We start from the raw sequence: 24878 nt of genomic DNA on the forward strand, positions 1-24878 counted from the left end.
GTACGTGAAAAAAATGAGAAAGAGGCTTCATTAGTGCTATCTGCTTATCGTAAACATCAACGCTTAATTATTCTAACCGTTAGTTTCTTACTTCCTGTCGTCCTGATGGGCGGGTACTTTATCTGCCGTCAAATGGCCCCCTTTGGTTCAAGTAGCCTGCTGACCGTTGACCTTGGACAACAGTATGTCGACTTTTTTGCTTATTTTCGGGCCGCCCTGCTCCACCACCCGACGAGCCTTTTCTACTCGTTTGCCAAGGGGCTCGGTGGCGAGATGTGGGGAACCAATGCCTACTACCTATTTAGTCCCCTGAACCTCCTTTTACTTTGCTTCCCGGGACGTTACCTCACTTCAGGCATTATGTTAATCCTCCTGCTTCGTTACGGCCTAGCTGGTCTTAGTTTTGCCTGGCTAATGACCAAGACCGGCTGGCAGTCCGGGCCACGAATCTGGGCATTCAGTACTGCCTACGCCCTTAACGGCTGGATGATTGCTAACCAGTTAAACATGCTCTGGCTAGACGCCCTCATAATCCTTCCTTTAGTTATTTGGGGCCTATTAAAACTGCTCCATCAACGGCAAGCAGGGACATACATCACCTGGCTCACCGTCATGATGATTGACAACTACTACATGGCCTGGATGATCTGCCTATTCACGGTCCTGCTGGTGGCCTGGCAACTGCCAGTATTGGAGGATTGGCGGCAACGTGGACGGGCCCTCATCCGGTACGGCCTTAGTTCACTAGCGGCTGCCGGTATCGCGGCGGTTACCCTTCTGCCAACGATTTACGCCCTAGCCCAAAGTAAGGGAACCTATACGGAAAATACCATCCACAGCCGTTGGGAGTACTTCCCGTTTAAGATGCTCGCTAAATTAGTCCCCGGTTCGTTTAACTTCGACCAAATGCCCAAGGGCCAACCTAATTACTATATCGGGGCCCTCTTAATGCTGGCCGCCTTCCTCTACTTTTTTAACCGGCGTATCCGGCTTAGCCAACGCCTAACCGCCTTGGCTGTTACTGCCTTTTTCCTGCTTTCCTTTTGCTACGAACCACTCGACTTGCTCTGGCACGCCGGACAATTCCCGGTTTGGTACCCCTACCGTTTTTCCTTTCTCTTTAGCTGCTGGTGTATCTTATTAGCCGCTAAAACCCTTCAGCCGGGATACCACCTTAGTCGTTGGCAAGTACTACTCACGTTGGCCATTGTGGCTGCTATTTTCACCTATGTTAGCCAACTAAAACTTAGCTACTTATCCACCAGCCAACGGATAATTGGCCTTAGCTTTGCCATTATCAGTATTGCCTGCCTCACCATTCCACGACGTAATTCGCCACGGATGTACGACTTCCTGCTCATCTGCCTGGTGATCTGCGATGTGGCGACTAGCGCTTATACAAGCCTAAATAACATTGCCTACGTCTCACAGGGGGAATTTGCCAACTATACCACCCAGCTCGACCAGGCTAGCCATAAGATCAAGGCTAGTGACCACGGACTATTCCGGGTCGCCAAGACCTTTACCCGGACCAAGGATGATCCTTTCCAGGGAGACTTTAATTCTGGCGACCACTTTGGTTCAACCCTTGAGCCGATTATCCCCAACTTCATGGGCGCGATTGGCCAACCAGCCGGTGACGGTTTCGTGACCTACGCCAATGGTACCCAGGTCACCGATGCGCTCTTAGGATTCAAGTATACGATGAGTAAACGTGATCCACGGTCTACCCAGATGCCAATTTCGGGTTACCGACCGGATTGGAACCGACAACCGGTAACAAACTTCACCTCTAAAATTGTAATCAAGCAAAATAAGCAGGCCTTACCACTAGCCTTTGGTGCCAACCGCGAGATCTTAGGCCTTGCTCATACAACCCTGGATCCACTCAATTATCAGTCACAAATTATGCAGGCACTAGCCGGACGGCCGATTAACCATTCGCTCTTTACCGTGCAAAACTTCACCGCCGTGCGGTTTATTAATGTTCAGCCCGCGCGGCAAATTACCGGGACCATCTTTAAGAAGAAAAACCTCTTAAAGCCGGCAGAAGTCCAGCTTAAGTTCACCCCGCCGACCAATGATTCCTATTACCTAACCGTCGGTCCCAACGTTAAGGATGACGTTTCAATCAGGGTTAACAACCGGGCCTTTGGTCAATCTAACAACTATCGGGATACGATTGTGATTAACTTGGCCCACCGGCAAAAGGGCAAACCAGTAATCATTACCCTACGGTTGAAGAAGATGGCCGCGTGGTTACAAAACGTTAGCGTTTACCGGCTCAACCAGCGGCCCTTTAACACTAGTCTTCGTACCCTCCAACAGTCACCACTAAAAATTAACCACCATTCCAGCACGACGATTACCGGAACCGTGGATCTAAAGCCCGGACAGTCGGTCTTAATGACCACCATCCCCGCTAATGCTGGCTGGCACGTCACCGTCAACGGTCACCCGGCAACCACTCATACCGTCTTAGGAACCTTCATGGCAATTCCGCTGGCTCCCGGGCACTACCGGGTCAAGCTCCACTTCCGGCCGCCGTTTTTGCTCCTCGGTGGCGTCATCAGCATCATCAGCTTATTGTTGACACTCAGCTTGCTCCACCTACCAGCACTTAGGAAACTAGCCCACCCACGAATTAGGGAATAAAGAAGGGGGAACAGGGCAGAAGTCGTAACCGACTTCTGTCCCGTTCCCCTTTTAGTTACTCAAATAATTCTTATCCTTTAATGCTGTGAAGCACCGGTCGTGGCATCAGCACCCTCTTGTTCCTTACTGATACCAGCAATGTCCGGACCATCAGCTGCATTTTCATGCTGAAAGTGAAAAACCGGACCATCAGTCTGCGGGTTATAGTCAACCGTCGTAATCAAGTCCTTGAAGAACCACTCATCAAGCTCATCAATGTGGTAGTCAATTCCATCCTTTACCTGCTCTAAGATGGGCTCAACCGGCTGGTCTTCGCGAGTAAAGGCCGGTGAAAAGCCATGGTGGACCTCAGTATAGCCATAGGTTTTACCATAGAACTTAATTCCCGTATCGCTGGTCAAACCGAGCTCGTCTTTAAACCACTGGTGGGCACGATCCGTTATAATTAATTTCATCTCAAAAACATCCCCTTAAGTCAGCTCTACATCATCGCACTTTCCCACTACTAACTTTACCATGTTCCGTACCGAATCCCAATATTTTTATCTCAAGATCTAAAATGGGGTCCAAAGTCCGGTAAAGCCGAACTCTGGACCCCTATTTATGTTCGCGGGGGTGGCAAATAGCCTAGTTACACGTCGTAACCGACTTCTGTCACACGCTCCGCCTTGATTACTTAACCGTTAAGATCTTAACCTTCATCGTGCCACTTGGAATTTCAATTTCCACTTCTTCACCGACCTTGTGGCCAAGTAACCCCTTCGCCATCGGTGATTCGTTTGAAATCTTACCATTCAGTGGGTCGGACTCTGATTCACCAACGATGGTGTAGGTTTCTGGTTCTTCATCCGGTAGTTCCTTAAAGGTTACTTCCCGGCCCATTGAAACCTCATCCTTATCCACGTCTTCGTTGTCAATGATTTCAGCGTATTGCAGCATGTTTTCAATCTGGGCAATCCGACTTTCAACCATTGCTTGTTCGTCCTTGGCAGACTCGTATTCAGAGTTTTCGGAAAGGTCCCCGTAACTCCGGGCGATCTTAATTCGCTTAATTACCTCTGGACGGCGCTTCATTTTGTATTCTTCAAGTTCATCTTCCAGCTTCTTTTTACCTTCTAAGGTCATTGGGAAAGTTTTTTCTTCAGCCATAACACTCTCACTCCTCTTTCTTTAATTCAGTGGTAACATTACCATTTCTGGTGGGGCTTGTAAACTGCTTTTAAAGGGTGTGTCCCCGTTTTACCAGGATGTCACGAACCTTGGTCGTCAATAAGTCGATGGCCACGTGGTTTTCGCCACCCTCAGGAACGATAATATCAGCATAGCGTTTAGTTGGTTCCACAAACTGGTGGAACATTGGCTTAACGGTTGCCAGATACTGGTTAATAATTGAGTCCAGTGACCGGTCCCGTTCGACCATGTCCCGCTTAATCCGCCGAATAATTCGGATATCATCGTCAGTATCAACGTATACCTTGATATCCATCAAATTACGTAAGCGTTCGTCATCCAAAATCAAGATCCCTTCTAGGATAATAATTTCGGTTGGTTCCACATGAACCGTCTTCGATGAACGGGTGTACTGGGTATAATCGTAGACCGGCATTTCAATTGCCTTATTATTCCGCAGGTCGGTCAACTGCTTGATTAACAGGTCGGTATCAAAGGCTAGCGGGTGGTCATAGTTGACCTTTTTCCGCTCTTCCATCGTCATATCAGCCTGGTCATTGTAGTAAGTATCCTGGGCAATAATTTGAATGTCTTGACCCTTTAGTTCATTATAAATAGCCCGACTAACCGTCGTCTTACCGCTACCTGAACCACCAGTTACCCCGATGATAATCGGTCGCTTCTTATTTTGCGTACTCATTAAATATGGTGCTCCCTTTTTAATTTAATCTGAAATAGTATACAGCACTATTGCAAATGCGGCAACTAGATTAATGCTGTTGTTTGGCCGCCCGACTGTCTTGCAGTTGGTTAACGATCTGGGGAACCGTTAGTGACCGTTTCACCACAAAGCGTCCGGCCTTAACCCCACTGGTCTTATGTGTTTGTAAGTAATACGAAAAGACAAAGGCACTCCGAATCAACCTTTTCTTTTGTAAAATCGTTCCCACTTCATCATCCGTGGTACCACGGGGAATTACCACCGTGACCCTGCTCTGACTCTGGGGCGTCACTGGGCGAAGTGCATAGTTAAAATACTGGTGAATTGCTAGCCCGGCGATTATTAATACAAATACTAAACCAATTACGAGGCGGTTTTGCCGTTTTAATTTTTCTTCATCCATCTAACCATCACTACCCTGTTCCAACCATGATGCAAAGAGACCCCGGCACCTTTAAGATCGGATGCTGGAGTCCTTGCTATTGGTAAATACGGTCTGCTTGACCGATTGTATATTAACGAATTTCTGCTGATAATTCGTCTTGGAGGGCCTTCGTAACCTTATCAAAGGCCTGGTTAACCTGCTCTTCAGTTAACGTGTGGTGGTCATCTTGGTAGGTCAGCGTGTATGCCAGGGACTTCTTGCCCTTTGGCAGGTGCAAACCGCTGTAGACATCAAAGAGGTGGACCTGCTTCAAGAAGGCACCACCACGTTTATTAATGATCGCCATCACGTCAGCGTTAGTAACGTCACTATCAACCAACAGGGCGATATCCCGGGTAATTGCCGGGTACTTACTAATCGGGTGGTATTCATTAGCCACCTTATCCGCGGCCAACAGTGCCTCTAAGTTTAGCTCAAAGACATAGGTTTCTGGAATCTTGTATTCCTTGGCCGTTTGTGGGTGAACCTGGCCCACAAAACCAACCAACTGGTCATCGATCAGGATGTTAGCAGTCCGGCCCGGGTGCATTTCAGCCCGGCGATCGTCGGCTACAAAGCTAATCTTACCGGCGATACCTAGGTTATGCAGGTAACGCTCAACGATTCCCTTTAACTGGAAGAAGTCAACCGGTTGATCCTTACGGTGCCAGGAGTTGGCTACCATTTGACCCGTCACGGCCGCTGCCAGGTGTTCCTGTTCCTCAGGACGTTCGCCACCCTTTGGTAAGAAGACCCGTCCTTCTTCATATAGGGCAACGTTATCGGCCTTCCGGGCCACGTTGTAGGCAATATCTAACAACAAGCCACTGACAATATTCATCCGGGCGGCCACGTGGTCAGAACTCATTGGGAAGTCTAACAGCATCGGTTCATTAAGCGGACTGATTTGGAACTGCTTAGCCTTCTCTTCGGTCGTCAGTGAATAACTAATTGCCTGGGTCAGACCCATGCCTTCCATGTCGTGGCGACTTGCCCGTAAGAAGCGTTGCCGCGGGCTCAGGCCACCATGGTTCCGGGTTATTACTGGCAGGGTGGCCGGCAGGTTGTCGTAACCATAAATCCGGGCGATTTCCTCATAGAGGTCGGCGGCCACAAAGATGTCCCACCGCCGGGCCGGCACAGTTACTACTAGCTGGTCGTTTCCATTCGTTTCAACTGGGAAGGCCAGGCGGTTGAAGATATCCACTACCTCGTCCATTGCTAGCTGGGTTCCTAAAACATGGTTAATCTTGGCCAGTGACAGCGTAATTTGCTTACTCTCAGCCGGCTTTTCACTGGCGGTAACGATCCCCTTCGTGACCTTACCACCGGCTAATTCACTGATTAACTCTGCAGCTTCGTTCAGGGCCGTTTCAACGGTTGCCGGGTTGATTCCCCGTTCAAAGCGCATTGACGACTCACTGTGCAGGTCGAGACGACGGGCTTGTTTCCGAACCATAATCGGGTTAAAGATGGCTGCTTCCAGAGCAACCGTGGTGGTGGAATCCGAAACCGCTGTTCCTTGACCACCCATCGTACCGGCCAATGCCACTGGTTGATCGTTGGCCGTTACTACGAGGTCATTAGCGATCAGTTGGTGCTCATCACCATCAAGGGTGGTAAAGGCCTCCCCCTTCTTAGCGTGCCGCACACCAAATTCGTGACCGGGCAATTGTTGATAGTCATAACTGTGCAGTGGTTGGCCGTACTTCAGCAAAACGTAGTTAGTAACATCCACCACGTTATTAACCGGGCGAATACCAGAGTTCCATAACTTAATTTGAAGCCACAGTGGACTCTCACTGACTTGAACGTCCTTAATAATCCGTAACTTATAGGTTGGTGCCAATTCAGTATCCGTTACCGTAGCACTAACCAGGTCACTGGTCTGTTCATCCGCCGTTTCCTTAACGGCTAATTCCTTGAAGTGGGGCTTTAAGCCGTAAAAGGCCGCAATATCGTTGACGTTCCCGTAGATACTAAGCATGTCCCCGCGGTTAGGGGTAACATCAGTATCGATAATGGTGTCATCCATTCCCAGGTATGGAAATACCGAGTCACCAGGCTTGGCATCATCGGGAAGGAGGTAAATACCATCTTCATAGTCCTTCGGGGCGATCTTGTCGCTAAAGCCCAGTTCTTGTAATGCACAGAGCATCCCGTTAGATTGGACACCACGGATCTTGCCCCGCTTGATCTTAACGTTATCGCCGATCCGGGCACCGTGAAGGGCCACAATTACCTTTTCACCGGCGGCAACGTTTGGTGCTCCACAAACAATTTGTAATGGTTCATCTTCACCGACGTTGACTTGACAAACATGGAGGTGGTCAGAGTCCGGGTGGGGTTCACAAGTTAATACTTCACCAACTACCACCTTTTTCAGTCCATCACTTAGGGAGTAAACGTCATTAATATCAACCGAAGTCCGGGCGATCTTTTCGGCGAGCTCGCGGGGGGCAACGTCAATATCTAGGTATTCTTTAAGCCATTGGTATGATACTTTCATTTAGATTATCCTTTCTCGTCGAATTGGTTCAGGAAACGAACGTCATTTTGGTAGAAGTTCCGGATATCATCAACCCCGTACTTCAGCATTGCAAACCGGTCTGGCCCCAGACCAAAGGCAAAGCCACCGTACTCTTCAGGATCAACGCCAGACATCTTCAAAACATTCGGGTGAACCATACCGGCACCGAGTACTTCAATCCAACCGGTGTGCTTGCAGATCGCACAACCCTTACCCATGCAGTTAAAGCAGGTAATATCAGCTTCAACGGATGGTTCCGTGAATGGGAAGTAACTAGGACGCAACCGAACCTTCAGCTTGTCACCAAACAGTGATTGAGCCACTACCTCCAGCGTTCCCTTCAGGTCGGCCATGGTGATGTGCTTACCGACAACCATCCCTTCAATCTGGTTGAATTGGTGACTGTGGGTCGCATCATCGGTGTCCCGCCGGTAAACCTTACCGGGTGAAATCATCTTCAGCGGGCCCTGACTAAAGTCGTGTTTTTCCAGCATCCGGGCCTGCATTGGTGAGGTCTGCGTCCGCATCAAGACCGTCGGCGTAATGTAAAAAGTATCCTGCATATCACGTGCGGGGTGATCCTTAGGTAGGTTTAACTTTTCAAAGTTATAAACCTCTTGTTCCACTTCGTCACCGACTGCTACTTCATAGCCCATCGAGACAAACAGGTCGACTACTTGATCAATGATCTGTTGGATTACGTGGGGTTGCCCCTGGGCGACTGGTGTCCCGGGTAGGGTGACGTCGACCTTTTCGGCAGCCAGTTGAGCATTCATCGCTGCTTGTTCTAACTCAGCCCGCCGCGTTTCAATGGCCGAGGTCAGATCATCACGAACCCGGTTAGCAAATTGTCCAACGACTGGCCGCTCTTCGGCACTGAGGTCCCGCATCCCCCGTAAAACATTGGTGATCGGACCCTTTTTACCGAGCATCTTTACCCGGATTTCGTTAATTCGTTTAAGATCTTGTGAATTCTTAATTTCGGCCAGCCCTTCTTCACGAAGTTCGGTCAACTTATCCTTTAATCCCATTTTTTCAACTCCTTTGAAATCAAAAAAGCCCCGTCCCCAATAGGGACGAAGCTTCGCGGTACCACCCTAGTTTACTGGCACAATAGGCCAGTACACTTAAGTCGATCAATAACGGTGATCAGCCGGAATACCATTACGTATCAGCTCAGAAAATGAAATTCACCATCCGGTACTGACCATTACTTGCAGAAGTGGTAACGGCTCTCTAACAGACCAATCCGGCTACTAGTTTTCGTCATTGCTTTTAATTACCTTATTATTTTAGTCATTCACCAACAAGAGGTCAAGCTAAAATTAGCACCACTTGTCGCTCCATTCGTGAACGGCCTTCATCACGGGAGCTAATTCCCGGCCCCGCTCAGTCAGGGCATAGTCAACCCGACTACTCCCCGCATAGGTCCGGCGAACAACGATTTGTTCGTCTTCCAATTCTTTTAACCGTTCACATAAAACACGGTCACTGCACTTTGTAATGGCACTTGCAATGTCTTTAAACCGCAGTGTGGGCTGCTCTAGTAAAACTTCGATGATTAATCCATTCCACTTCTTACCAAGCATCATGAACGTCTGGGTAAATTTAGGACAAAGTGTACAGCCGCTGTCCGTCGTCTTCTTTTCAGCAAGTTTTGGCATCGTCATACTCCTTTCTACCAAGTTGTCCGCATCCGCCGTTTCTTAATCTTCCGCCGCAATTTGGCCCGCAGTGGACTAAAGAACTCGTGCTCTGCTTCAAAGTCATCGACTAACGAGACAATTAAGCTTTCTGGATAACGTGGTGTTGCTAAGGTTGCGCCAAACATATGCTTCAAAATAATATCTTTTTCTTTTTTATTCAGGGGGGTAATCTTCTCTGCATTCCGCAGAGCAACCCGGGGATGAATAAAGGCATGCGTACCTAAGTCAAACTTAGTTGTTCGCCAGTCATAGTAAAAGAGGTCATGCAACAAACCTGCCCGCGCAGTACTCCGGTAATCCAGGTGCAGGCGCTTAGCAATTCGATAACTATCATATGAAACCGCAATCGAGTGCTGCAGGCGGTTAGAATGATGGTGCTGGGTGTAGTCGGCTAATTTCTGAACAGCCGGCTGCGCTAACAGGTCATTGACAATTGAGACATACTCACGGTCATAACGCCATTCATTCTTTGTTTTCATATAATACCCCTTCCTTATTGATTGTTACTATCATACCTAATGGCTTGGGAAATTTAAACCATTTTGCTTACTTTTTATAAACCCTGGTTTAATTGGAACATCAGGATTCCTGCCGAAACGGCCACGTTAAGTGACTCGGCATCTCCGCGCATTGGGATATACAAATTATCCGTGGTCTGGGCTAATAACTGGTCAGACATCCCCTGGCCCTCGTTGCCCATAATGAGGGCAAAGGTCTTACCAGGGTGAACGTCGCGGAAATTCTTGGCAGCTGGATTAAGCTGGGTTCCGTACACCGGCGCCCCCGCATCCTTAAAGTCAGCAATCCACTTGCGAAGGTCCCCCTCCAATAGTTGCAGGTGGAACTGGCTCCCCTGCATGGATCGTACAACCTTAGGGCCAAAAATATCAGCCGACCGTTCGCCAACAACAACTCCGGTAAAGCCCGCCGCATCCGCGGTCCGTACCATTGTACCGACATTACCAGGATCCTGAACCCGGTCGAGGAACAACCAGGCCCCCTTAAAACTAGCCGGTACCATGTGCGCATCTGGTAGATCAACTATTGCTGCGATCCCCTGGGGGGTGACCGTATCAGTAATGTGTTTCATAATCTCCGGGGTAACCGTGTAAGCCTCATCCGCTAGGTCAACCAGGTCGGCATGATCAGCCAGTTGCTCAGCGGTCCCAACCAGCTGGTTAATGTGGTGACCGGCCTTGACAGCTTCATTGACCAGGTGCCAACCATCAAGCAAATACTCACCTGTCTGGCGGCGGAACTTCTTGGTCTGAAGCTTCTTCCAGTCTTTAACATGTTGGTTATGAATCGATGTTAGTTCTTCCATTAATAACTACCTTTCTTCTTGCTAATTATACCATGAATCAATGTTGTACAATACAGTTAAACCGTTTACCATTTAATAAGATTTCCTTAAGGAGGAATACAATGCTTAACTATCGAATCACAATTAGCGGCCTAGTTCAAGGGGTCGGTTTTCGCTGGTCCTGTTACCAGCTCGCCCGGGAAATGGGAATTACTGGCTTTGTGCGGAATCTCCCCAGCGGGCAGGTCTATGTTGAGGCCCAGGGAAAGGCCGGTCCCCTCCGTAGTTTCATTGACCGCCTAGCTAGCGGACCCACCCCCTACGCCCAAGTTACCAAACTTACGAAGAGCGCTGGTCCCTGTCAAGACTATGGGGATGCTTTTACAATTCGGCGATAATTACTAGTCATTGCTAGCAATTAGGACGGCTTTAAGTTAAGATATGTAGTGTTACTCAATAAGAAAATCGAGGAGTTAGTATTAACCAATGAAACATAAAAGAATTACCATTGCCGGTCTTCTTTCCGTAATGCTACTGACTCTTAGCGGTTGTGTACGGACGACGAAGAGCGGCAAGCCATATGGTTTTGTCTATGACTATATGGCCAAACCAATGCAGCACTTAATGGAATGGCTAGCGGCCCACTTTGGTAATAACTACGGTTGGGCAATTATCGTCATCGTGGTCGTTGTCCGGATGATTCTTCTCCCGGTCATGTTCTCGCAGATGAAGCGGTCCACCGTTACCCAGGAAAGGATGGCCCGGGTGCAACCATTGATCAAGGAATTGACCGCCAAACAAAAGGCCGCTAAAACACCGGAAGAGCAGGCTGCGGTTAGCCAACAAATGATGGCCCTCTACCGGGATAACAACATTAGTTTAACCGGTGGGATCGGCTGTTTACCACTGCTGATTCAGTTGCCAGTCTTTGCAGCTCTGTATGCTGCGATCCGCTATTCACCGGACCTGTACCACGCAACCTTCTTTGGAATCGCACTAGGGAAACCAAGTATCATCTTCGCGATCCTCTCCTTCATCGCCTATGCCGTCCAAAGTTACTTAGGACTAGTCGGCGTCCCGGAAGAACAGAAAAAACAGATGAAGATGGCCATCTGGATGAGTCCGTTCATGACCTTCTTCATCTCCTTAACCTCTTCCGCTGGATTAGGGCTGTACTTCTTTATCGGTGGGTTATTTGCTATCCTACAAACGTTAATGATTAACGCCTACCGACCACGAATTAGAAAGCGCATTGAAGAGGAACAAAAGAAGAACCCGATTAAGATGCCGGCAGCACCAGCAACGCCAACGGGACAGACCGCCACGGCGATTGACCAACTTAAGAAGTCAACACCAGCAAGGCAATCAAAGCAATCCCAAGCGATTGCTAAGCGTAACCGGCAACGTAACGCCGGTAAGCAACACCATCAAAAGTAATTTGAAACGAGGCTGGAAAGTATTTCCGGCCTCTTTATTTATCCTAAAATAGGGAGTGTTTTTCCATGATTAAAACCATTAACAAAGATCTTAATATTTTAAAACAAGTCAGCCAACCAGCTACTAAGTCCGATCTCCCACTGGGTCAGGACCTTAAAGATACCCTAACGGCCAATGCTCAACGGTGTGTCGGCATGGCTGCCAATATGATTGGCGTCAACAAGCGGGTCATCATTGCCGCTATCGGTCCCCTCCAGGTAGTGATGTTTAACCCACAGCTAATTGCCAAGCGCGGTCCTTACCAAACTGAGGAGGGCTGCCTTTCTTTAACCGGCCAGCGCGCTACTACCCGTTATCAACAAATTAAGGTACGCTTTTACAACGACCAATGGCAGGTGCAGGAATTGGCCTTAACTGGTTTTCCAGCCGAGATCGTCCAACACGAGCTTGACCACTGTGACGGGATTTTAATTTAATTGCACTTTATATTCATTTCTTCTAGGATAGGTAGTTGTAAGAAATAAGGGTTGCAAAATCGCCGGGTTTTGCCAAATTTTATTAAACGTTCTCAGACAGGCGCCCACCTACACCATGGTGGGAGACGGGAGCTTTCGAGGAGGACTAACTAAATGAAAACCAGTATTAATCATGAAGTTCGCCACTACGTTACCCGTAACGTGGTCGCGACGCTGGGATTATCACTATACGTTATTATCGACACCCTATTTATTTCCATTGCGGCCGGCGCACTGGGCCTAGCAACGCTAAACATTGTGTTGCCGATCTTTAGCCTCTTTAATGCGACGGGGCTTTTGTTAGGGGTCGGCGGTGCCACCATTTTCTCACTAAACAAGGTCCTTCATCCGGAGCGTGTTAAGGACCTCTTCAGTGAACTCATTACCTTTGCCGCCGTTTTTGGTACCCTGGTGGCCATCCTGTTGACGGTTTTTGCCCGACCCGTCGTTGATTTTCTCGGTGCCGATGACCAAACCCGCCAGATGGCAATGACCTATTTACGGATCGCGGCCTGGAGTGGCCCCCTATACATGTGTAGTTACATTAGCGTTAACTTTATCCGTAATGATAACAATCCCACGTTGACGATGAAGGCCACCCTAACCGAAACCCTAGCGGTAATCTTAATTGACTGGTTCTTCATCTTTGGCTGCGGCCTTAAAATTGAAGGGGCGGCGCTGGCCGTACTCTTCTCACCACTAATCAGCCTGCTGGTGTTAACCCGTCACCGCCACTTCGCCGGTCGCCAACTGACCCTCCACTGGCAACTACCAAGGCTCCGCTCATTAGGACGGGCAGCTAAACTGGGGACTGCTGCGGCCCTCAACGAGTTGAGTAACGGGGTAAGCATCTACTTCTTTAACCACGTGCTCCTCCAATTGGCCGATAACTACGCCGTCGCTGCCTACGGGGTAATCTCTAATACGGCCATCGTGGTCCTGGCTATTGCAAACGGGGTGGCCCTTGGGGTGCAACCCATTGCCAGCCGTGAATTTGGTGAAGGGCACTTGGGGAGTGTCCGTCAGGCCCTCAAACGTGGTAGTCTGATTACACTAGCCTTAGCCGCCATCAACTTCATTATTTTAGTCGCCTTTAAAACACCGATCATCGCCCTTTTTAACACGGACAAGTCGGCCCAACTGGCAGCCTATGCCAGCACGGGAGTACCCATTTACTTTACCGGGATCTTCTTTATCGCGCTGAACCTGATGATGATCCTCTTCTTAACGGCCATTAATATGCCACGGGCCTCCTTTACCCTGTCACTGCTACGGGGGTACGTCATCTTACTGCCAACCATCCTAATTATGGCAGAGTGTTTTGGCATTAACGGGGTATGGGCAGCAGTACCGCTAACCGAAATGATTGTTTTTATCATTGGGAGTATCATTATCAGCCAGCAGTTACGAAAATGGCGTTCTTAGAAGGCTGAGGAAAGCTCAAAAATCCACGGATGTTCACTTACCCGGAATAACCCGGAATAAATAAAAGAGACGTGTGACAGAAGTCCTAAACGCTTCCTGTCACACGTCTCTTTTATTTTATTTATCTTCTGGATCATCAATAATTGGTAGGACCACTTTGAAAAGTGAGCCGGCACCGAGTGAGCTCTCTAAACTAATCGAACCATGGTAGCCCTCAATTAACCGCTGGGCAATCGAGAGGCCTAAACCGTTGCCACCCTTCTTCCGACTCCGGGCCTTGTCAACCCGGTAGAACCGGTCAAAGACGCGTTTCGCATCGGCGGGGGCAATTCCTTCACCAAAGTCCTGTACCCCAATTTCAACACTGTTCATCCCCCGCGAGAGGGTCAAATGAACTTCCTTCCGGTCCTTTGAATACTTTACGGCATTATCACAGAGAATTACTAAAACCTGCTCAAGGTGGTCACGGTAGATATTAACCGTGATCTTTTCATTCACGTCGTCGTCCAACGTAAAGGTAAATTCCGGATAGAGCATCTTAAAGTTGTTATATACCTGGTGTACAACATCATTAACCACCGTTCGTTGGTCGCGGAAGTTAATCTCTACTTGCTCCGCCCGACTAAGGTCGAGCATTTCTTGAACAAGATTTTTCATCCGTTCCGTTTCCACTAACGACGCCTTAAGCGAATCGGCCAGTACCTGTGGGTCATCCTTGCCCCACCGCTGGAGCAGGTCTAAATGTCCCTGAATAATGGCGACCGGCGTTCGCAGTTCATGGCTAACATCACTGACAAACTGGCTCTGCTGGTTAATGTAGCGCTGCATCCGGTCCAGCATCCCGTTAAACATGTCAATGAGTTCTGACAACTCATCATTCCGGTTAACTGTCGGTACCCGGACTTCCTTTGTGGGGTCCTTACTAATAATCTTGACCGTATCATGAATATCAGTTAATGGCCGCAATAGGAAGTAGGACAAGAAGTAGCCCAATAAACCACTAGCCAAGACCACTAAACAGAGCGCCATTATACAAACCAGGCGGAGCTGACTATAACTTTGGGTATACGAGTTCAGGTTATTCTCAACCTGTAAATAGCCGACCACCTGACGACTCTTTTGTGAATAGATCGGCGTATGCCCGACCAGCACGCGGTGATGGTGACCACGCGAAAGGCTCACCTGGCGTTCGTTGACCAGTGACTTCTTTACATCGGCATCACCCGTCGACAATAGGCGATCGCCCTGTGGGTTATAGATATTAACGATCAAGTGACGGTCACTTAGCTCCCGAATGACCGGTCGCTGGTAGTCGGCACCCTTTATCAAGGAACGGTCATTACTTGGATCAACCAACCGTTCGATCCGGTGCCGCGTCAACGGCTGATTACTTCGCGAGAGTTGGCGGCTAATGGTCGTCATTCCCTGATTCAGCAACTGCCGTTCTTGACGAAAAAGGTTCTGCGTAAAGGCCGTAAACAGTGTAATCGTTACGACAATAAAGATAATAAGCGAACCCACTGCCGTCCCAAACGCCCATTTTAGCCGTAAGGAGATAAAACGTTTATTTTTCCTTGTCTGATTATCCATTATTAGTCACTGCCCTAGGAACGGATAACGTACCCAGTTCCCCGAACGGTTTGAATGTAGCTCTTTTCGCCAGGGCGGTCAATCTTATTCCGTAAGTACCGGATGTACACATCAACAACGTTCGTTTCAACCTTGGAATCATATCCCCAAACCTTGCTCAATAACTCTTTCCGTGACATCACCACGTTAATGTTTTCCATCAAAATCAAGAGTAATTCATATTCCCGCTTGGTCAGGTTAATCACTTCGTCGCCGCGACGAACGACCCGATTTTCCTTTTCAATCGTCAGGTCCTTGTAGTTAACCGTCGTCTGGTGTTCCTTATTATTACCGTCTTCGATACTAATCCGCCGGAGAAGTGCCCGGACCCGGGCCAATAATTCTTCAATTGCAAACGGCTTAACAATATAGTCATCAGCCCCGTGGTCCAAACCAGAAACCCGGTCAATCACGGAGTCCCGCGCCGTCATGATGATAATCGGGGTGTCCTTTACTTCACGAACCCGGCGGGCAACTTCAATCCCGTTTAATTCAGGCAGCATTAGGTCAAGCAGGATCACATCAAAGTCCTGATTTAAGGCGGCCTCTAACCCCAAGCGGCCATCTAACTCAACATCTGTATCATAACCCTCGTGTTTTAATTCCAGGTTAACAAAGTTTGCTAAATTTTCCTCGTCTTCAATAATTAAAATACGACTCATCAAATTCACCTACTAATTTCTACATAGATTTTTATTTTTCTCATTAAATTAACAGGACAATTTTATCACAATTTTTTAATAAGCCCTAGTGCCAAAGGGACAAAATAGTAATTACTTTACCATTAATACTTTCTTTTTTTAAGTAAGTGCAACTCTGCCATTATATTTTTTTACTTTTTCATCCCGCCGGTTTAAAAGTCCTAACTAATACCAATTTTAGTCATTACTAATCTTACAATCAAAAAGCAGGGCATTTCTAATTCCCCGCTCACCTTCTATTTATTTAACTGGATCTGTTGGGCTGCTCCCTTAACCTGTTCAACGGCATGCTGTTGGTTAACATATTGGATAATTGAATGGAGGTTAACGGTCGCTTGTGGCTCATGCTCTTCCGCTTGGTCAACCGTTTTAACGGTATAAAACGCTACGGTTCCGTCGGCCCCAACGGTATAGGCGGCACTGGTGCCACCGTTCATGTTCCTTGGCGAAAGGTACCAGCTATTACCACGCCCCTTTACTGCCAAGTGGTCGGCATTATCTAACTGCGTCAAACCAAGGGGCCCAAAATCATTCAGTTCCCGCCAGGCCCCCTTATCAATTTTCTTTTGACCATAGTAGGCAATAGCAGCGGCTGTCTGCAACGGGGTGATGGTCTGGTAATCTAGTTTTTCACTCGCCGCCGTAACAGTTGGTAAGTACCATTCCCCCTGTTCACTGCTTGCTACCATAGTGAGGGGGAGGGCCAACATACAGGATGCTAGGCCAAGAATAATTGCTCGTTTTTTCATCGAACTAAGTTGCTCCTTATTGATTACTTTCCCGGCTTCATACGCCAGGTTAGCTTCAAATTTTTACAAAATAAAAAAGCCACCCCAGGTCCGGCGCCTAAAGGATGGCTTTTCCATACTATTTAATTAGTTGTTAGTGTTAACAACTTGCTTGCCGTCGTAGTAGCCGCAGTTAGGGCATACCATGTGGGACTTACGCAGTTCACCACAGTTTGGGCAAGGAGTTAAACCAGGGACATTCAACTTGATGTGACCCCGACGCATACGCTTCTTAGCTTTTGAAGTCTTCCGTGCTGGAACAGCCATGTTTGACACCTCCTAAAAATAGATTATCCACAAATGGTTTTTAACCGTCCGCTACTTTTGATCATCCTGATCAGGAAATAATTTTTGCAACTTCGCGAGACGTGGATCAACTTGTTGATCTTTCTGCTTATCAGCGGCGTAGTCATCTTCTGAGATAACCGACCAGCCCTTTCCAGTCGGTAATGGCTTACCGGCCTTCTCTTCGGCAGAAAGTACCCGTAACGGAACCTGCTCGACAATATTCTCTGCTAGAGCCGTATCAAAATCAATCAGCTCCCGATCCTTTAGCAAGAAGACAACTTCGTCATCCTCATAACGGGAAAAGTGGCTGCGATCATCAATGTAGGTCTCAGAAAAGTCAAAGTCAAGCGGCAACTGAACGGGCGTTAACGAACGACTGGATGGAACGGTCAGCGTCGTTTTAACGTTGGCACTGACGGTTACATCCCCGTCGTCATAAGTTACATATCCGTCCACCTCAACGGGAGCAACCGCTAAGATGATGTCCGGAAAGAGTTTCGTCAATGATGCGTTCAGGTCAAAAGTACTTTGAATATGAAGTGGTTCATTTTGATAACGATGTAATTCAGCTAACGACCATTTCATCGTACTAACCTCCTAATGCAACATGTGCAATTATACTAGTTCGACTAGGCAGTTGTCAATGTTTTTTCCTTGACACGTACCCAGCCAATTTTATTTTGATTTTACCATAATTTATCGTTGAATAACGGGGGCATGCTTAAGGTCTTGTTCAACCGAAGTAAAGGTCTGATAAAGCTTGCCCGCCCGATAATCAAGCCTACATAAGTGGTCCTTCATGCCTTGACCAACCTTGGTAAACATGGGAATGGTAACCTGCTTTTTTACCTGGTGCAAGTAGGCTTGCCCCAAGCGGTTAAAGCCTAAGATGTGCAAATATGGATGATCCACCTGGTTTGCTAATTCCGCTTCACTGATTTGTAGGGTGGTATACAGGCATAAGCGAAGTAAATGCGCATAGGTGTACCGCTTCGTTTTAATGCCATGGATAAAGTGGTCAAAGTCAAGCGAACGTTCCGCAAAATCCTTGAGCCGGTATTCAAGGCCCTCTGCCATTTGATAGGTTTGGTGAAGCTGGTCTACCGGAGCCTGGATCAACTGGTTACGCAGCAATGGGTAAAGGGCATCCCATGACGGTGGTTGGCTAACCTGCGCTAACGAGTCCCGGGATTCGGCGGGAACTGTCTGCTCATAACTATGACCAGTAAGCAGTGCCTGACGAATCGCACTTGCACTGGCAATTGTCCCGGTAATTACCTGGTCGTGATAGTCGTTTGCCACCCGCTGAATTGCTTGTAAGTTAAACTGATAGTGGTTAGCTAGTGCCGCTTTTGTATAAGCAAAGGCCAGGATATCATTCGGGTCCTTTAGACTAACTCCCGTCTGCTGGGCTAACTGTTCATTAAACTGCGTCGCGTAGGTGGCATTATACTGCTTAAGCGCTGCCGTATCAAAACTGGTTGCCGCCCGCACCAGGTCCGCAAAGTTCCACTGCGGGTGTTCGGCACCAAAGGCCACTGCACTAACGCCCAGCTCATTTAACAGACGGAGAGCTCCGGCGGCAAAACGGTGGGCCGGTTGGCAAGCGTAGAAGATGGGTAACTCGACAACTAGGTCAACGCCATTTGCTAATGCCGCCCTTGTCCGCGCCCACTTATCGACAATCGTCGGCTCGCCCCGTTGGGTAAAATTACCACTCATTACCGCCACGGCAACTTCGGCCCCCGTTTGCGCTTTCGCCTGGTGAACATAATAGGTATGCCCATTATGGAAAGGATTGAATTCGACTACCATTCCAACTGCGCGCATCTTCTCACCTACTTTTGACATTCAAAAAACCAGCGCGTGGTGGTCGGCTGCACTGGTTGCCGACCAAAATCAGCCGTTACCGAAACACTATTAAAGCCACTGGCCGCCAACGCTGTCTTAATGGCCGCAAGTGGATAACTACGCTCAAAGTGGGTTTCGCCCACCCGCTGGTAGTTACCGTCCGCTAGCCGGTTAAAAAAGGCCAGTTCATGAATAACCCCATGCTCAACCTCATCATTAGCGAAGCTCTGCCACATAAACGCCCGCCGGTGGTCATCATCCTCGTAGTTATACATATAACCCGGATAAACGGTATCGGTCTGGTAGGGGGTAATCAGGTCAAACAAGAACTTCCCCCCTGACTTTAGGTGGGCCGCTACCTGCTTAAAAGATTGACTGACGGCAGCGAGGTCATCAAGGTAGCAAAAGGAGTCCGCGTAGCAAGTCACCGCATCAAAAAGTGGCAACCCGGTTAGGTCGCGCATATCAGCTTCAACCAGTTGGAGGTTTAGGCCTTCCTCCGCAGCGTGTTGACTAGCGAGGCTTAACATTTCTGCCGAAAAGTCGGCAACCGTTACTTTTAACCCTCGCGCGGCCAATAAACAAGCTAACCGGCCTGCCCCGCCAGCCAGGTCTAATACAGACGTGGTGGTCGGATCGAGCCGGTTAAGCGTGTAGTCACGCCACTGTAGATATAGCTGGTCGTCAAACAATTCATCATACAGTTGGGCGAAACTTTGATAAATCATTAGTCACTGACCCATTCACTCAGGTTCACGAGTGGTGCCTCGGACCAGAGTTTTTCCAAGTTGTAGAATTGCCGGGTTTCTTCACGGAAGACGTGGACAACCACGTCACCGAGGTCAATCAATACCCACTTAGCATGGTTCTTACCTTCCACGCTACCGATATTAACACCCTGCTCGTGGGCCTTTTCAATAATGGCATTGGCAATCGCCTGGACTTGACGGTCAGAGCCCCCCGTCATGATAACAAAGTAGTCGGCCATCGGACTAATTTCATCCACCTTTAGTGCGGTAATATCTTCAGCCCGCCGACCATCAGCGGCCTTCACAACCATCTCTAGTAATTGTTTGCTTTCCATTCGTTAAATCTCCTTTTGATAAGCCGGTACCCAAGCATTGTAAGTCTCTAACGTCTTAGGATAAACCGGACTATTTCTTTCGATTAAGTACTGCAGGGTTTGCTTAGTCTGGTAAGCCACCCCCGCGGCCAAGTTGTGTTTAGTAATTTCACGGGCACGGACAACTTCGGGAAAGTCGCGGCCGGGTTCAATATAATCAGCCATGTAAACCACTTGTTCCAGCGGGCTCATGATTGCCGCACCGGTCGTATGATGACGAACAGCATTTAAGATATCCTCATCCCAAATACCTAATTCATCCTTGATCAATTCGGCACCCACTACACCGTGCCAGATAGCATTATTGTAGTTAAGCAGGTCCGGGTTCAGTCCCCGCTTCTTAATCTCAGCAATGAAATCAGCATCGGGACGTTGCTTAGCATAATCATGGCAGAGCCCGGCAATGCTAGCTTTTTCAATATCTACTCCGTTCGCCTGTGCCAGTTGAATTGCCGTTTGTTCAACCCGCAGGACATGGTGAAAACGTTTGTCTTTCAACGCTTCTCGAAGGTGATCAACTAATTCATCCCGCGTCATTGGAATGTAATGGTGAGTATAAGTAATTTCTTCAGTCATTGATATAAATGATGCTCCTTAATGAATGCCGCTACCTTTGCCGGTAATAAGTAATTGACTGACTGTCCCCGCCGAATGCGTGACCGGATATCGCTCGAGCTGATATCGACTTCTGGGACGTCTACCCAAATCACCGGATAGTTAGTTGTATTACTGGCGTGGGGCCGGCGAACCCCGACAAAGTGAAAGCGGGGCAGTTTAATCAAATCATCAATCCGGAACCACTTATCAAGGTAGTCGACCATATCACCACCGATAATGAAGTAGTAGTCGGTATCTGGATGCTGGTTAATTAACCGCTTCATGGTCTCATAAGTATATGAAACCCCGCCTCGTTTGAGTTCACCGTCTTCGATCCCCAACAAGGGATTACCCTCAATTGCCAGTCTTAACATTGCCAACCGCAAGTCCGCGCTAATCGCCGTCTTGTGGTCAACATGGGGTGGGATCGCGTCGGGCATTAACTTAACCTTATTTAGGCATAGGGCGTGGCCCACTTGATCTGCCACTAACAGGTGGGCATTATGAACCGGGTTAAAGGTCCCCCCATAAATTCCAACACGCCGGCGTTGACCAGTCACTGCCTGGGTCTGGACCGCTGGTTGACTTCTCGAATAAACTTGACAGCCTTGCATAATAGTCTTCCTTACTAAATTGCCGCAACTTGTTTAGAAAGGTCCCGTAAGTCCTTATTAGCGGAAACCTTAAATAACACTAGTACCCGACCGATCGTTTGTACCACTTGAATATCGGTCCGTTCCTCAATAAAGTCCTTTACCTCAGCGGTCGTCACCGTCGAGTTTTGCAAAATATTAACCTTAATCAATTCGCGGCGGTCGAGCGCTCCATCTAACTGGGCTAACCAGTTATCCGTTAACCCTTCTTTACCAACCGCAAACAAGGGTTGTAAGTGGTTAGCACGGGCACGTAAAAATCGTTTTTGTTTTCCTCGTAATTTCATTCTTTTACCTCATTAAATCATTGCTTTTCGAACTAATGCAGCCACGCCCTTTGGTACCCAAGCAGCTACTGTTACGCCAGCTGGTACCGTTACCCAGCCGAGGCCTTCAAAGACAATGTCACTCTTTTGGTTAACGTGAAACTCCTCACGCTCCAATGGCGGAAAGGCCGCTCGCTCATCGGCCGTTGGCGGGGTCAGTAAGTCCCCCAAGTGCTTTTGGTAAAAACGATCAGCATTGGCCAACTTAGTTCGGTGTAGGGTTAGGTTATTATCAAAGTAGGTTACGAATCCTGACCGTGGGCCCTTTTCAAAGTCAAAGCGGGCTACACCACCGATAAAAATTGTCTGCTCGGGGTCGAGCTGGTAGGTGCGGGGCTTAATTTCCTTTTGGGGCGCCACAATCTTCAGATCCTTGGCCGACAAGACGTGGGCCATCTGGTGGGGATGGATAATTCCCGGGGTGTCAACTAGTTGGCGACCATCATCCAGGGGAATCTCAATTTTATCCAGGGTCGTACCAGGAAAGCGGGAGGTAGTAATTAGGTCCTTAACTCCGGTCCGCTGCTTGATAATATGGTTAATTAATGTTGACTTTCCCACGTTGGTAACACCAACTACGTAAACATCACGGCCATGCCGGTAGTTTTCAATGGTGTCCAGGAGTTCATCAATTTCATGGTTCTTTTTGGCCGAAACAAGGACGGTCTCAATTGGCCGTAACCCAGCCTGGTTAGCCTGCTGGCGAATCCAGTCACGAAGCTTAGGCCGGCGTAGTGACCGGGGTAAAAGGTCTTCCTTATTACCAACCAGCAGGATCGGGTTATCGCCCACAAACCGGTGCAGGCCGGGAATCAGACTCCCGTTAAAGTCAAAGATGTCAACTACATAAACAATTAGCGCATTGGCATCACGGATTTGACTCAATAGGCGCAAAAAGTCATCATCAGTTAACGAAACCGGCGCGATTTCATTATAGTGGCGCAGGCGGAAGCACCGTTGACAGTACAGCTCGTCACTATCCAAACCCTTTTGCACTGCCGAAGCTGGCGTATAACCTGGCGCAGCCGGATCGGTCGATTGGATCACGGCTCCACAACCAATACAGCGCAACTTTTCATCTTGTTCAGTCATTCAAATCCTCCTGCCATTTTAATTCTGGGTATTTTTTCATTAATTTCTGCCAGACAATCCGTTCAAAGAAACGGTTAATACGGGTATCCCACTTGTCGGTATTCAACAGGGGTCGAACCAAAATCGAACGAACACCGGCCTCATTAGCCGCCAACATATCCGTCATTAACTGGTCGCCGACCATTACGACCTCTGACTTCTTAAGTCCCAACTTGGTACGGGCCCGATTAATCCCAAAGCTCAGGGGCTTTAGTGACCGGGACACAAAGGGTAATTCCAAGTTTTTAGTTGCCTTAGCAACCCGGTTCTTACTATTGTTTGAAATCACAATCAATGGAATTCCCGCCTTCTTCAACGACGTCATCCATTCGCGCAATTCTGGTGTCCCATCCGGATTATTCCAGGCAATTAGCGTGTTGTCCAAGTCACTAAAAACTGCCCGAATTCCCCGGGCCTTTAACTGGTCGGGTGAAACGGCATAAATTGTCTTTACCATCCAGGTTGGTTTAAACTTATCTAGCAATATTGCACCTCATTAATTTCTTATTAGATTAATTATAGCGATTGTCAAATTAGGTTTCAATTAATCACTCTAGAAACAGTTAGACAAAATAAAAAGTCACCCACCGGGAAAGCAGGTGGATGACTAATAATCAAATTAAGTTTAGTTGAGTGCCTTCTTGGCTTCGTCAACAATGGCAGTGAAGGCCTTTGGGTCGTTGACAGCCAAGTCAGCCAACATCTTACGGTTGATGTCGATGTTAGCCAGCTTCAAACCGTGCATCAACTTACTGTAGCTCAAACCGTTAATCCGAGCACCAGCATTGATCCGGGCGATCCAAAGTTCACGGAACTTACGCTTGTTAACCTTCCGGTCACGGAAAGCGTAAACGTAACTCTTCATTACTTGGTCCTTAGCAGTCTTGAATAAACGAGACTTAGCACCACGGTAACCCTTTGCCAACTTCATAACGCGCTTACGACGTGCACGCGTAACAGTTCCACCTTTAACTCGCATGTTGAAATCCTCCTACGTATTTTAATGATTTAGTATTGAAGTATTACTTGAATGGAAGTAACTTCTTGTAACGCTTTACGTTGGACTTGTCCATCATGCTCAAGCCACGTAATTGACGACGTTGCTTCTTAGTCTTACCGTGGAAACGGTGGCTAGTAAATGAGTTACCACTCTTGAATCCACCCTTAGCAGTACGCTTAAAACGCTTAGCAGCAGCGCGGTTAGTCTTCATCTTTGGCATAAGATTATTCCCTACTTTCCTAAATTCTATTTCTTTGCTTTATCAGCAGCTGGGGCCAGAGTTAAGAAAATACTCCGCCCTTCCATCTTTGGACGTTGGACAACAGTAGCAATGTCTGAAGTTTCTTCAGCCATCCGTTCAATCATGTCACGGCCGATATCCTTGTGCGTAATGGCACGTCCACGGAAACGGAGCGATACTCGTACCTTATCACCCTTTTCAATGAACTTACGAACTCGCTTCAGCTTGACGTTGAAGTCGTTAGTATCAATTGATGGGCTCAAACGAATTTCCTTGACTGTTACTGTCTTTTGCTTCTTTCGAGCTTCCCGCTCTTTCTTTTGCATTTCGAAACGGTACTTACCGTAATCCATAATGCGGGCAACCGCTGGACGGGCCTTTGGTGCAACCAGTACCAGATCAAGGTTAGCATCTTCTGCCATTTGCAGTGCTTCACGCTTGGACTTGATCCCTAATTGTTCGCCATCTTGGCCAATTAGCCGCACTTCACGTGCACGAATACCGTTGTTGACAATCATATCTTGTGCTATGGCAACGCACCTCCAATTTTATTAGCGAAAGATCAAGCAAAAAAAGCGGGATGCAAACTGCACCCCGCTCAATAGGAACAGACCTCTGTCGTCTGCTCAATTTCATCTCGTCAGCCCGGCGACCCATGTCACCT

Annotated in this window: 30 protein-coding genes and 2 other annotated features (1 of these 32 only partly in view); of the genes, 5 read left to right on the forward strand and 25 right to left on the reverse strand. The window is 48.1% G+C overall.

Annotated elements, in window-relative coordinates; all coding sequences use genetic code 11:
• Positions 1-33: 33 nt before the first annotated feature.
• Entirely contained in the window at positions 34-2655 is a 2622-nt protein-coding gene (locus ACI31H_RS05830) for a YfhO family protein (RefSeq protein ID WP_439771051.1), read from the forward strand.
• A gap of 77 nt (positions 2656-2732) precedes the next feature.
• Here ACI31H_RS05830 and ACI31H_RS05835 read toward each other — a convergent pair whose 3' ends face one another.
• From ACI31H_RS05835 to ACI31H_RS05875, 9 genes are all read right to left on the reverse strand, one after another.
• Complete coding sequence (locus ACI31H_RS05835; RefSeq protein WP_439771052.1) at positions 2733-3110, reverse strand: HesB/YadR/YfhF family protein; 378 nt, start codon at positions 3108-3110, stop codon at positions 2733-2735.
• A gap of 217 nt (positions 3111-3327) precedes the next feature.
• On the reverse strand, positions 3328-3804 hold the full coding sequence (greA, locus tag ACI31H_RS05840) for a transcription elongation factor GreA (RefSeq protein ID WP_439771053.1): 477 nt from the start codon (positions 3802-3804) through the stop codon (positions 3328-3330).
• A 70-nt stretch (positions 3805-3874) separates the two neighbouring features.
• Entirely contained in the window at positions 3875-4525 is a 651-nt protein-coding gene (udk, locus tag ACI31H_RS05845) for a uridine kinase (RefSeq protein ID WP_439771054.1), read from the reverse strand.
• 70 nt (positions 4526-4595) lie between these two features.
• Complete coding sequence (locus ACI31H_RS05850) at positions 4596-4949, reverse strand: endolytic transglycosylase MltG (RefSeq protein WP_439771055.1); 354 nt, start codon at positions 4947-4949, stop codon at positions 4596-4598.
• A gap of 112 nt (positions 4950-5061) precedes the next feature.
• Positions 5062-7479, reverse strand: coding sequence for a phenylalanine--tRNA ligase subunit beta (gene pheT / locus ACI31H_RS05855; protein ID WP_439771056.1), 2418 nt, complete (start codon positions 7477-7479; stop codon positions 5062-5064).
• A gap of 5 nt (positions 7480-7484) precedes the next feature.
• Positions 7485-8531, reverse strand: a complete 1047-nt coding sequence (gene pheS / locus ACI31H_RS05860; RefSeq protein WP_439771057.1) for a phenylalanine--tRNA ligase subunit alpha — start codon at positions 8529-8531, stop codon at positions 7485-7487.
• Between the two features lie 38 nt (positions 8532-8569).
• Positions 8570-8779 (reverse strand) — a binding site (T-box leader).
• A 46-nt stretch (positions 8780-8825) separates the two neighbouring features.
• Entirely contained in the window at positions 8826-9164 is a 339-nt protein-coding gene (locus tag ACI31H_RS05865) for a winged helix-turn-helix transcriptional regulator (RefSeq protein WP_439771058.1), read from the reverse strand.
• A gap of 14 nt (positions 9165-9178) precedes the next feature.
• Entirely contained in the window at positions 9179-9685 is a 507-nt protein-coding gene (locus ACI31H_RS05870) for an HD domain-containing protein (protein WP_439771059.1), read from the reverse strand.
• A 74-nt stretch (positions 9686-9759) separates the two neighbouring features.
• The gene (locus ACI31H_RS05875; protein WP_439771060.1) at positions 9760-10530 is read right to left on the reverse strand and encodes a TrmH family RNA methyltransferase; all 771 of its coding nucleotides are present in this window, start codon (positions 10528-10530) and stop codon (positions 9760-9762) included.
• Between the two features lie 101 nt (positions 10531-10631).
• Here ACI31H_RS05875 and ACI31H_RS05880 point away from each other — a divergent pair, with 101 nt between their 5' ends.
• The 4 genes from ACI31H_RS05880 (at position 10632) to ACI31H_RS05895 (ending at position 13886) form a co-directional block, all read left to right on the forward strand.
• Positions 10632-10907 (forward strand): acylphosphatase, encoded by a 276-nt coding sequence (locus ACI31H_RS05880; protein ID WP_439771061.1) that lies wholly within the window; start codon positions 10632-10634, stop codon positions 10905-10907.
• Between the two features lie 88 nt (positions 10908-10995).
• Complete coding sequence (gene yidC, locus ACI31H_RS05885; RefSeq protein WP_439771062.1) at positions 10996-11946, forward strand: membrane protein insertase YidC; 951 nt, start codon at positions 10996-10998, stop codon at positions 11944-11946.
• Between the two features lie 65 nt (positions 11947-12011).
• Positions 12012-12422 carry a peptide deformylase gene (locus tag ACI31H_RS05890; RefSeq protein WP_439771063.1) on the forward strand — a complete coding sequence of 137 codons (411 nt, stop codon included), beginning with the start codon at positions 12012-12014 and terminating at the stop codon, positions 12420-12422.
• A gap of 153 nt (positions 12423-12575) precedes the next feature.
• Positions 12576-13886 carry an MATE family efflux transporter gene (locus ACI31H_RS05895; RefSeq protein WP_439771064.1) on the forward strand — a complete coding sequence of 437 codons (1311 nt, stop codon included), beginning with the start codon at positions 12576-12578 and terminating at the stop codon, positions 13884-13886.
• Between the two features lie 117 nt (positions 13887-14003).
• Here ACI31H_RS05895 and ACI31H_RS05900 read toward each other — a convergent pair whose 3' ends face one another.
• The 16 genes from ACI31H_RS05900 to infC all read right to left on the reverse strand — a co-directional run bounded on the left by ACI31H_RS05900 (position 14004) and on the right by infC (position 24732).
• Positions 14004-15476 (reverse strand): HAMP domain-containing sensor histidine kinase, encoded by a 1473-nt coding sequence (locus ACI31H_RS05900; protein WP_439771065.1) that lies wholly within the window; start codon positions 15474-15476, stop codon positions 14004-14006.
• A 14-nt stretch (positions 15477-15490) separates the two neighbouring features.
• Positions 15491-16177 carry a response regulator transcription factor gene (locus ACI31H_RS05905; RefSeq protein WP_439771066.1) on the reverse strand — a complete coding sequence of 229 codons (687 nt, stop codon included), beginning with the start codon at positions 16175-16177 and terminating at the stop codon, positions 15491-15493.
• Between the two features lie 275 nt (positions 16178-16452).
• Positions 16453-16965 carry a hypothetical protein gene (locus ACI31H_RS05910; protein WP_439771067.1) on the reverse strand — a complete coding sequence of 171 codons (513 nt, stop codon included), beginning with the start codon at positions 16963-16965 and terminating at the stop codon, positions 16453-16455.
• A gap of 126 nt (positions 16966-17091) precedes the next feature.
• Positions 17092-17271, reverse strand: coding sequence for a 50S ribosomal protein L32 (rpmF, locus tag ACI31H_RS05915; protein WP_003715340.1), 180 nt, complete (start codon positions 17269-17271; stop codon positions 17092-17094).
• Between the two features lie 51 nt (positions 17272-17322).
• On the reverse strand, positions 17323-17877 hold the full coding sequence (locus tag ACI31H_RS05920; RefSeq protein ID WP_439771068.1) for a YceD family protein: 555 nt from the start codon (positions 17875-17877) through the stop codon (positions 17323-17325).
• A 111-nt stretch (positions 17878-17988) separates the two neighbouring features.
• Entirely contained in the window at positions 17989-19122 is a 1134-nt protein-coding gene (locus tag ACI31H_RS05925; RefSeq protein ID WP_439771101.1) for a nucleotidyltransferase, read from the reverse strand.
• Positions 19123-19130: 8 nt separating this feature from the next.
• Positions 19131-19871 carry a class I SAM-dependent methyltransferase gene (locus tag ACI31H_RS05930; protein ID WP_439771069.1) on the reverse strand — a complete coding sequence of 247 codons (741 nt, stop codon included), beginning with the start codon at positions 19869-19871 and terminating at the stop codon, positions 19131-19133.
• On the reverse strand, positions 19871-20227 hold the full coding sequence (gene rsfS / locus ACI31H_RS05935; protein ID WP_439771070.1) for a ribosome silencing factor: 357 nt from the start codon (positions 20225-20227) through the stop codon (positions 19871-19873). Before rsfS ends, ACI31H_RS05930 begins: the two co-directional genes overlap by 1 nt.
• A gap of 3 nt (positions 20228-20230) precedes the next feature.
• A complete protein-coding gene (gene yqeK, locus ACI31H_RS05940; RefSeq protein WP_439771071.1) occupies positions 20231-20842 on the reverse strand; it encodes a bis(5'-nucleosyl)-tetraphosphatase (symmetrical) YqeK in 612 nt (203 codons plus the stop codon).
• On the reverse strand, positions 20839-21477 hold the full coding sequence (locus ACI31H_RS05945; protein ID WP_439771072.1) for a nicotinate-nucleotide adenylyltransferase: 639 nt from the start codon (positions 21475-21477) through the stop codon (positions 20839-20841). Before ACI31H_RS05945 ends, yqeK begins: the two co-directional genes overlap by 4 nt.
• Positions 21478-21491: 14 nt before the next feature.
• The gene (gene yhbY / locus ACI31H_RS05950) at positions 21492-21803 is read right to left on the reverse strand and encodes a ribosome assembly RNA-binding protein YhbY (RefSeq protein ID WP_439771073.1); all 312 of its coding nucleotides are present in this window, start codon (positions 21801-21803) and stop codon (positions 21492-21494) included.
• A 12-nt stretch (positions 21804-21815) separates the two neighbouring features.
• Complete coding sequence (yqeH, locus tag ACI31H_RS05955; RefSeq protein ID WP_439771074.1) at positions 21816-22934, reverse strand: ribosome biogenesis GTPase YqeH; 1119 nt, start codon at positions 22932-22934, stop codon at positions 21816-21818.
• A complete protein-coding gene (locus tag ACI31H_RS05960) occupies positions 22927-23457 on the reverse strand; it encodes a YqeG family HAD IIIA-type phosphatase (RefSeq protein ID WP_439771075.1) in 531 nt (176 codons plus the stop codon). The genes yqeH and ACI31H_RS05960 overlap by 8 nt, the downstream gene beginning before the upstream one ends.
• A gap of 141 nt (positions 23458-23598) precedes the next feature.
• A complete protein-coding gene (rplT, locus tag ACI31H_RS05965; protein ID WP_289560143.1) occupies positions 23599-23952 on the reverse strand; it encodes a 50S ribosomal protein L20 in 354 nt (117 codons plus the stop codon).
• 43 nt (positions 23953-23995) lie between these two features.
• Positions 23996-24193, reverse strand: coding sequence for a 50S ribosomal protein L35 (gene rpmI / locus ACI31H_RS05970; protein ID WP_047770538.1), 198 nt, complete (start codon positions 24191-24193; stop codon positions 23996-23998).
• Between the two features lie 26 nt (positions 24194-24219).
• Entirely contained in the window at positions 24220-24732 is a 513-nt protein-coding gene (gene infC / locus ACI31H_RS05975; RefSeq protein WP_439771076.1) for a translation initiation factor IF-3, read from the reverse strand.
• Between the two features lie 43 nt (positions 24733-24775).
• Positions 24776-24878: a sequence feature (ribosomal protein L20 leader region), on the reverse strand; it runs 31 nt beyond the window's last position.

Source organism: Limosilactobacillus sp., from assembly GCF_051873035.1.
Lineage (GTDB): Bacteria > Bacillota > Bacilli > Lactobacillales > Lactobacillaceae > Limosilactobacillus.

Bases quoted from the DNA above. Each gene is read 5' to 3' on its own strand.
- ACI31H_RS05835 (WP_439771052.1), bottom strand. From the start codon at position 3,110: ATGAAATTAATTATAACGGATCGTGCCCACCAGTGGTTTAAAGACGAG.
- greA (WP_439771053.1), bottom strand. From the start codon at position 3,804: ATGGCTGAAGAAAAAACTTTCCCAATGACCTTAGAAGGTAAAAAGAAG.
- udk (WP_439771054.1), bottom strand. From the start codon at position 4,525: ATGAGTACGCAAAATAAGAAGCGACCGATTATCATCGGGGTAACTGGT.
- ACI31H_RS05850 (WP_439771055.1), bottom strand. From the start codon at position 4,949: ATGGATGAAGAAAAATTAAAACGGCAAAACCGCCTCGTAATTGGTTTA.
- pheT (WP_439771056.1), bottom strand. From the start codon at position 7,479: ATGAAAGTATCATACCAATGGCTTAAAGAATACCTAGATATTGACGTT.
- pheS (WP_439771057.1), bottom strand. From the start codon at position 8,531: ATGGGATTAAAGGATAAGTTGACCGAACTTCGTGAAGAAGGGCTGGCC.
- ACI31H_RS05865 (WP_439771058.1), bottom strand. From the start codon at position 9,164: ATGCCAAAACTTGCTGAAAAGAAGACGACGGACAGCGGCTGTACACTT.
- ACI31H_RS05870 (WP_439771059.1), bottom strand. From the start codon at position 9,685: ATGAAAACAAAGAATGAATGGCGTTATGACCGTGAGTATGTCTCAATT.
- ACI31H_RS05875 (WP_439771060.1), bottom strand. From the start codon at position 10,530: ATGGAAGAACTAACATCGATTCATAACCAACATGTTAAAGACTGGAAG.
- ACI31H_RS05880 (WP_439771061.1), top strand. From the start codon at position 10,632: ATGCTTAACTATCGAATCACAATTAGCGGCCTAGTTCAAGGGGTCGGT.
- yidC (WP_439771062.1), top strand. From the start codon at position 10,996: ATGAAACATAAAAGAATTACCATTGCCGGTCTTCTTTCCGTAATGCTA.
- ACI31H_RS05890 (WP_439771063.1), top strand. From the start codon at position 12,012: ATGATTAAAACCATTAACAAAGATCTTAATATTTTAAAACAAGTCAGC.
- ACI31H_RS05895 (WP_439771064.1), top strand. From the start codon at position 12,576: ATGAAAACCAGTATTAATCATGAAGTTCGCCACTACGTTACCCGTAAC.
- ACI31H_RS05900 (WP_439771065.1), bottom strand. From the start codon at position 15,476: ATGGATAATCAGACAAGGAAAAATAAACGTTTTATCTCCTTACGGCTA.
- ACI31H_RS05905 (WP_439771066.1), bottom strand. From the start codon at position 16,177: ATGAGTCGTATTTTAATTATTGAAGACGAGGAAAATTTAGCAAACTTT.
- ACI31H_RS05910 (WP_439771067.1), bottom strand. From the start codon at position 16,965: ATGAAAAAACGAGCAATTATTCTTGGCCTAGCATCCTGTATGTTGGCC.
- rpmF (WP_003715340.1), bottom strand. From the start codon at position 17,271: ATGGCTGTTCCAGCACGGAAGACTTCAAAAGCTAAGAAGCGTATGCGT.
- ACI31H_RS05920 (WP_439771068.1), bottom strand. From the start codon at position 17,877: ATGAAATGGTCGTTAGCTGAATTACATCGTTATCAAAATGAACCACTT.
- ACI31H_RS05925 (WP_439771101.1), bottom strand. From the start codon at position 19,122: ATGCGCGCAGTTGGAATGGTAGTCGAATTCAATCCTTTCCATAATGGG.
- ACI31H_RS05930 (WP_439771069.1), bottom strand. From the start codon at position 19,871: ATGATTTATCAAAGTTTCGCCCAACTGTATGATGAATTGTTTGACGAC.
- rsfS (WP_439771070.1), bottom strand. From the start codon at position 20,227: ATGGAAAGCAAACAATTACTAGAGATGGTTGTGAAGGCCGCTGATGGT.
- yqeK (WP_439771071.1), bottom strand. From the start codon at position 20,842: ATGACTGAAGAAATTACTTATACTCACCATTACATTCCAATGACGCGG.
- ACI31H_RS05945 (WP_439771072.1), bottom strand. From the start codon at position 21,477: ATGCAAGGCTGTCAAGTTTATTCGAGAAGTCAACCAGCGGTCCAGACC.
- yhbY (WP_439771073.1), bottom strand. From the start codon at position 21,803: ATGAAATTACGAGGAAAACAAAAACGATTTTTACGTGCCCGTGCTAAC.
- yqeH (WP_439771074.1), bottom strand. From the start codon at position 22,934: ATGACTGAACAAGATGAAAAGTTGCGCTGTATTGGTTGTGGAGCCGTG.
- rplT (WP_289560143.1), bottom strand. From the start codon at position 23,952: ATGCGAGTTAAAGGTGGAACTGTTACGCGTGCACGTCGTAAGCGCGTT.
- rpmI (WP_047770538.1), bottom strand. From the start codon at position 24,193: ATGCCAAAGATGAAGACTAACCGCGCTGCTGCTAAGCGTTTTAAGCGT.
- infC (WP_439771076.1), bottom strand. From the start codon at position 24,732: ATGATTGTCAACAACGGTATTCGTGCACGTGAAGTGCGGCTAATTGGC.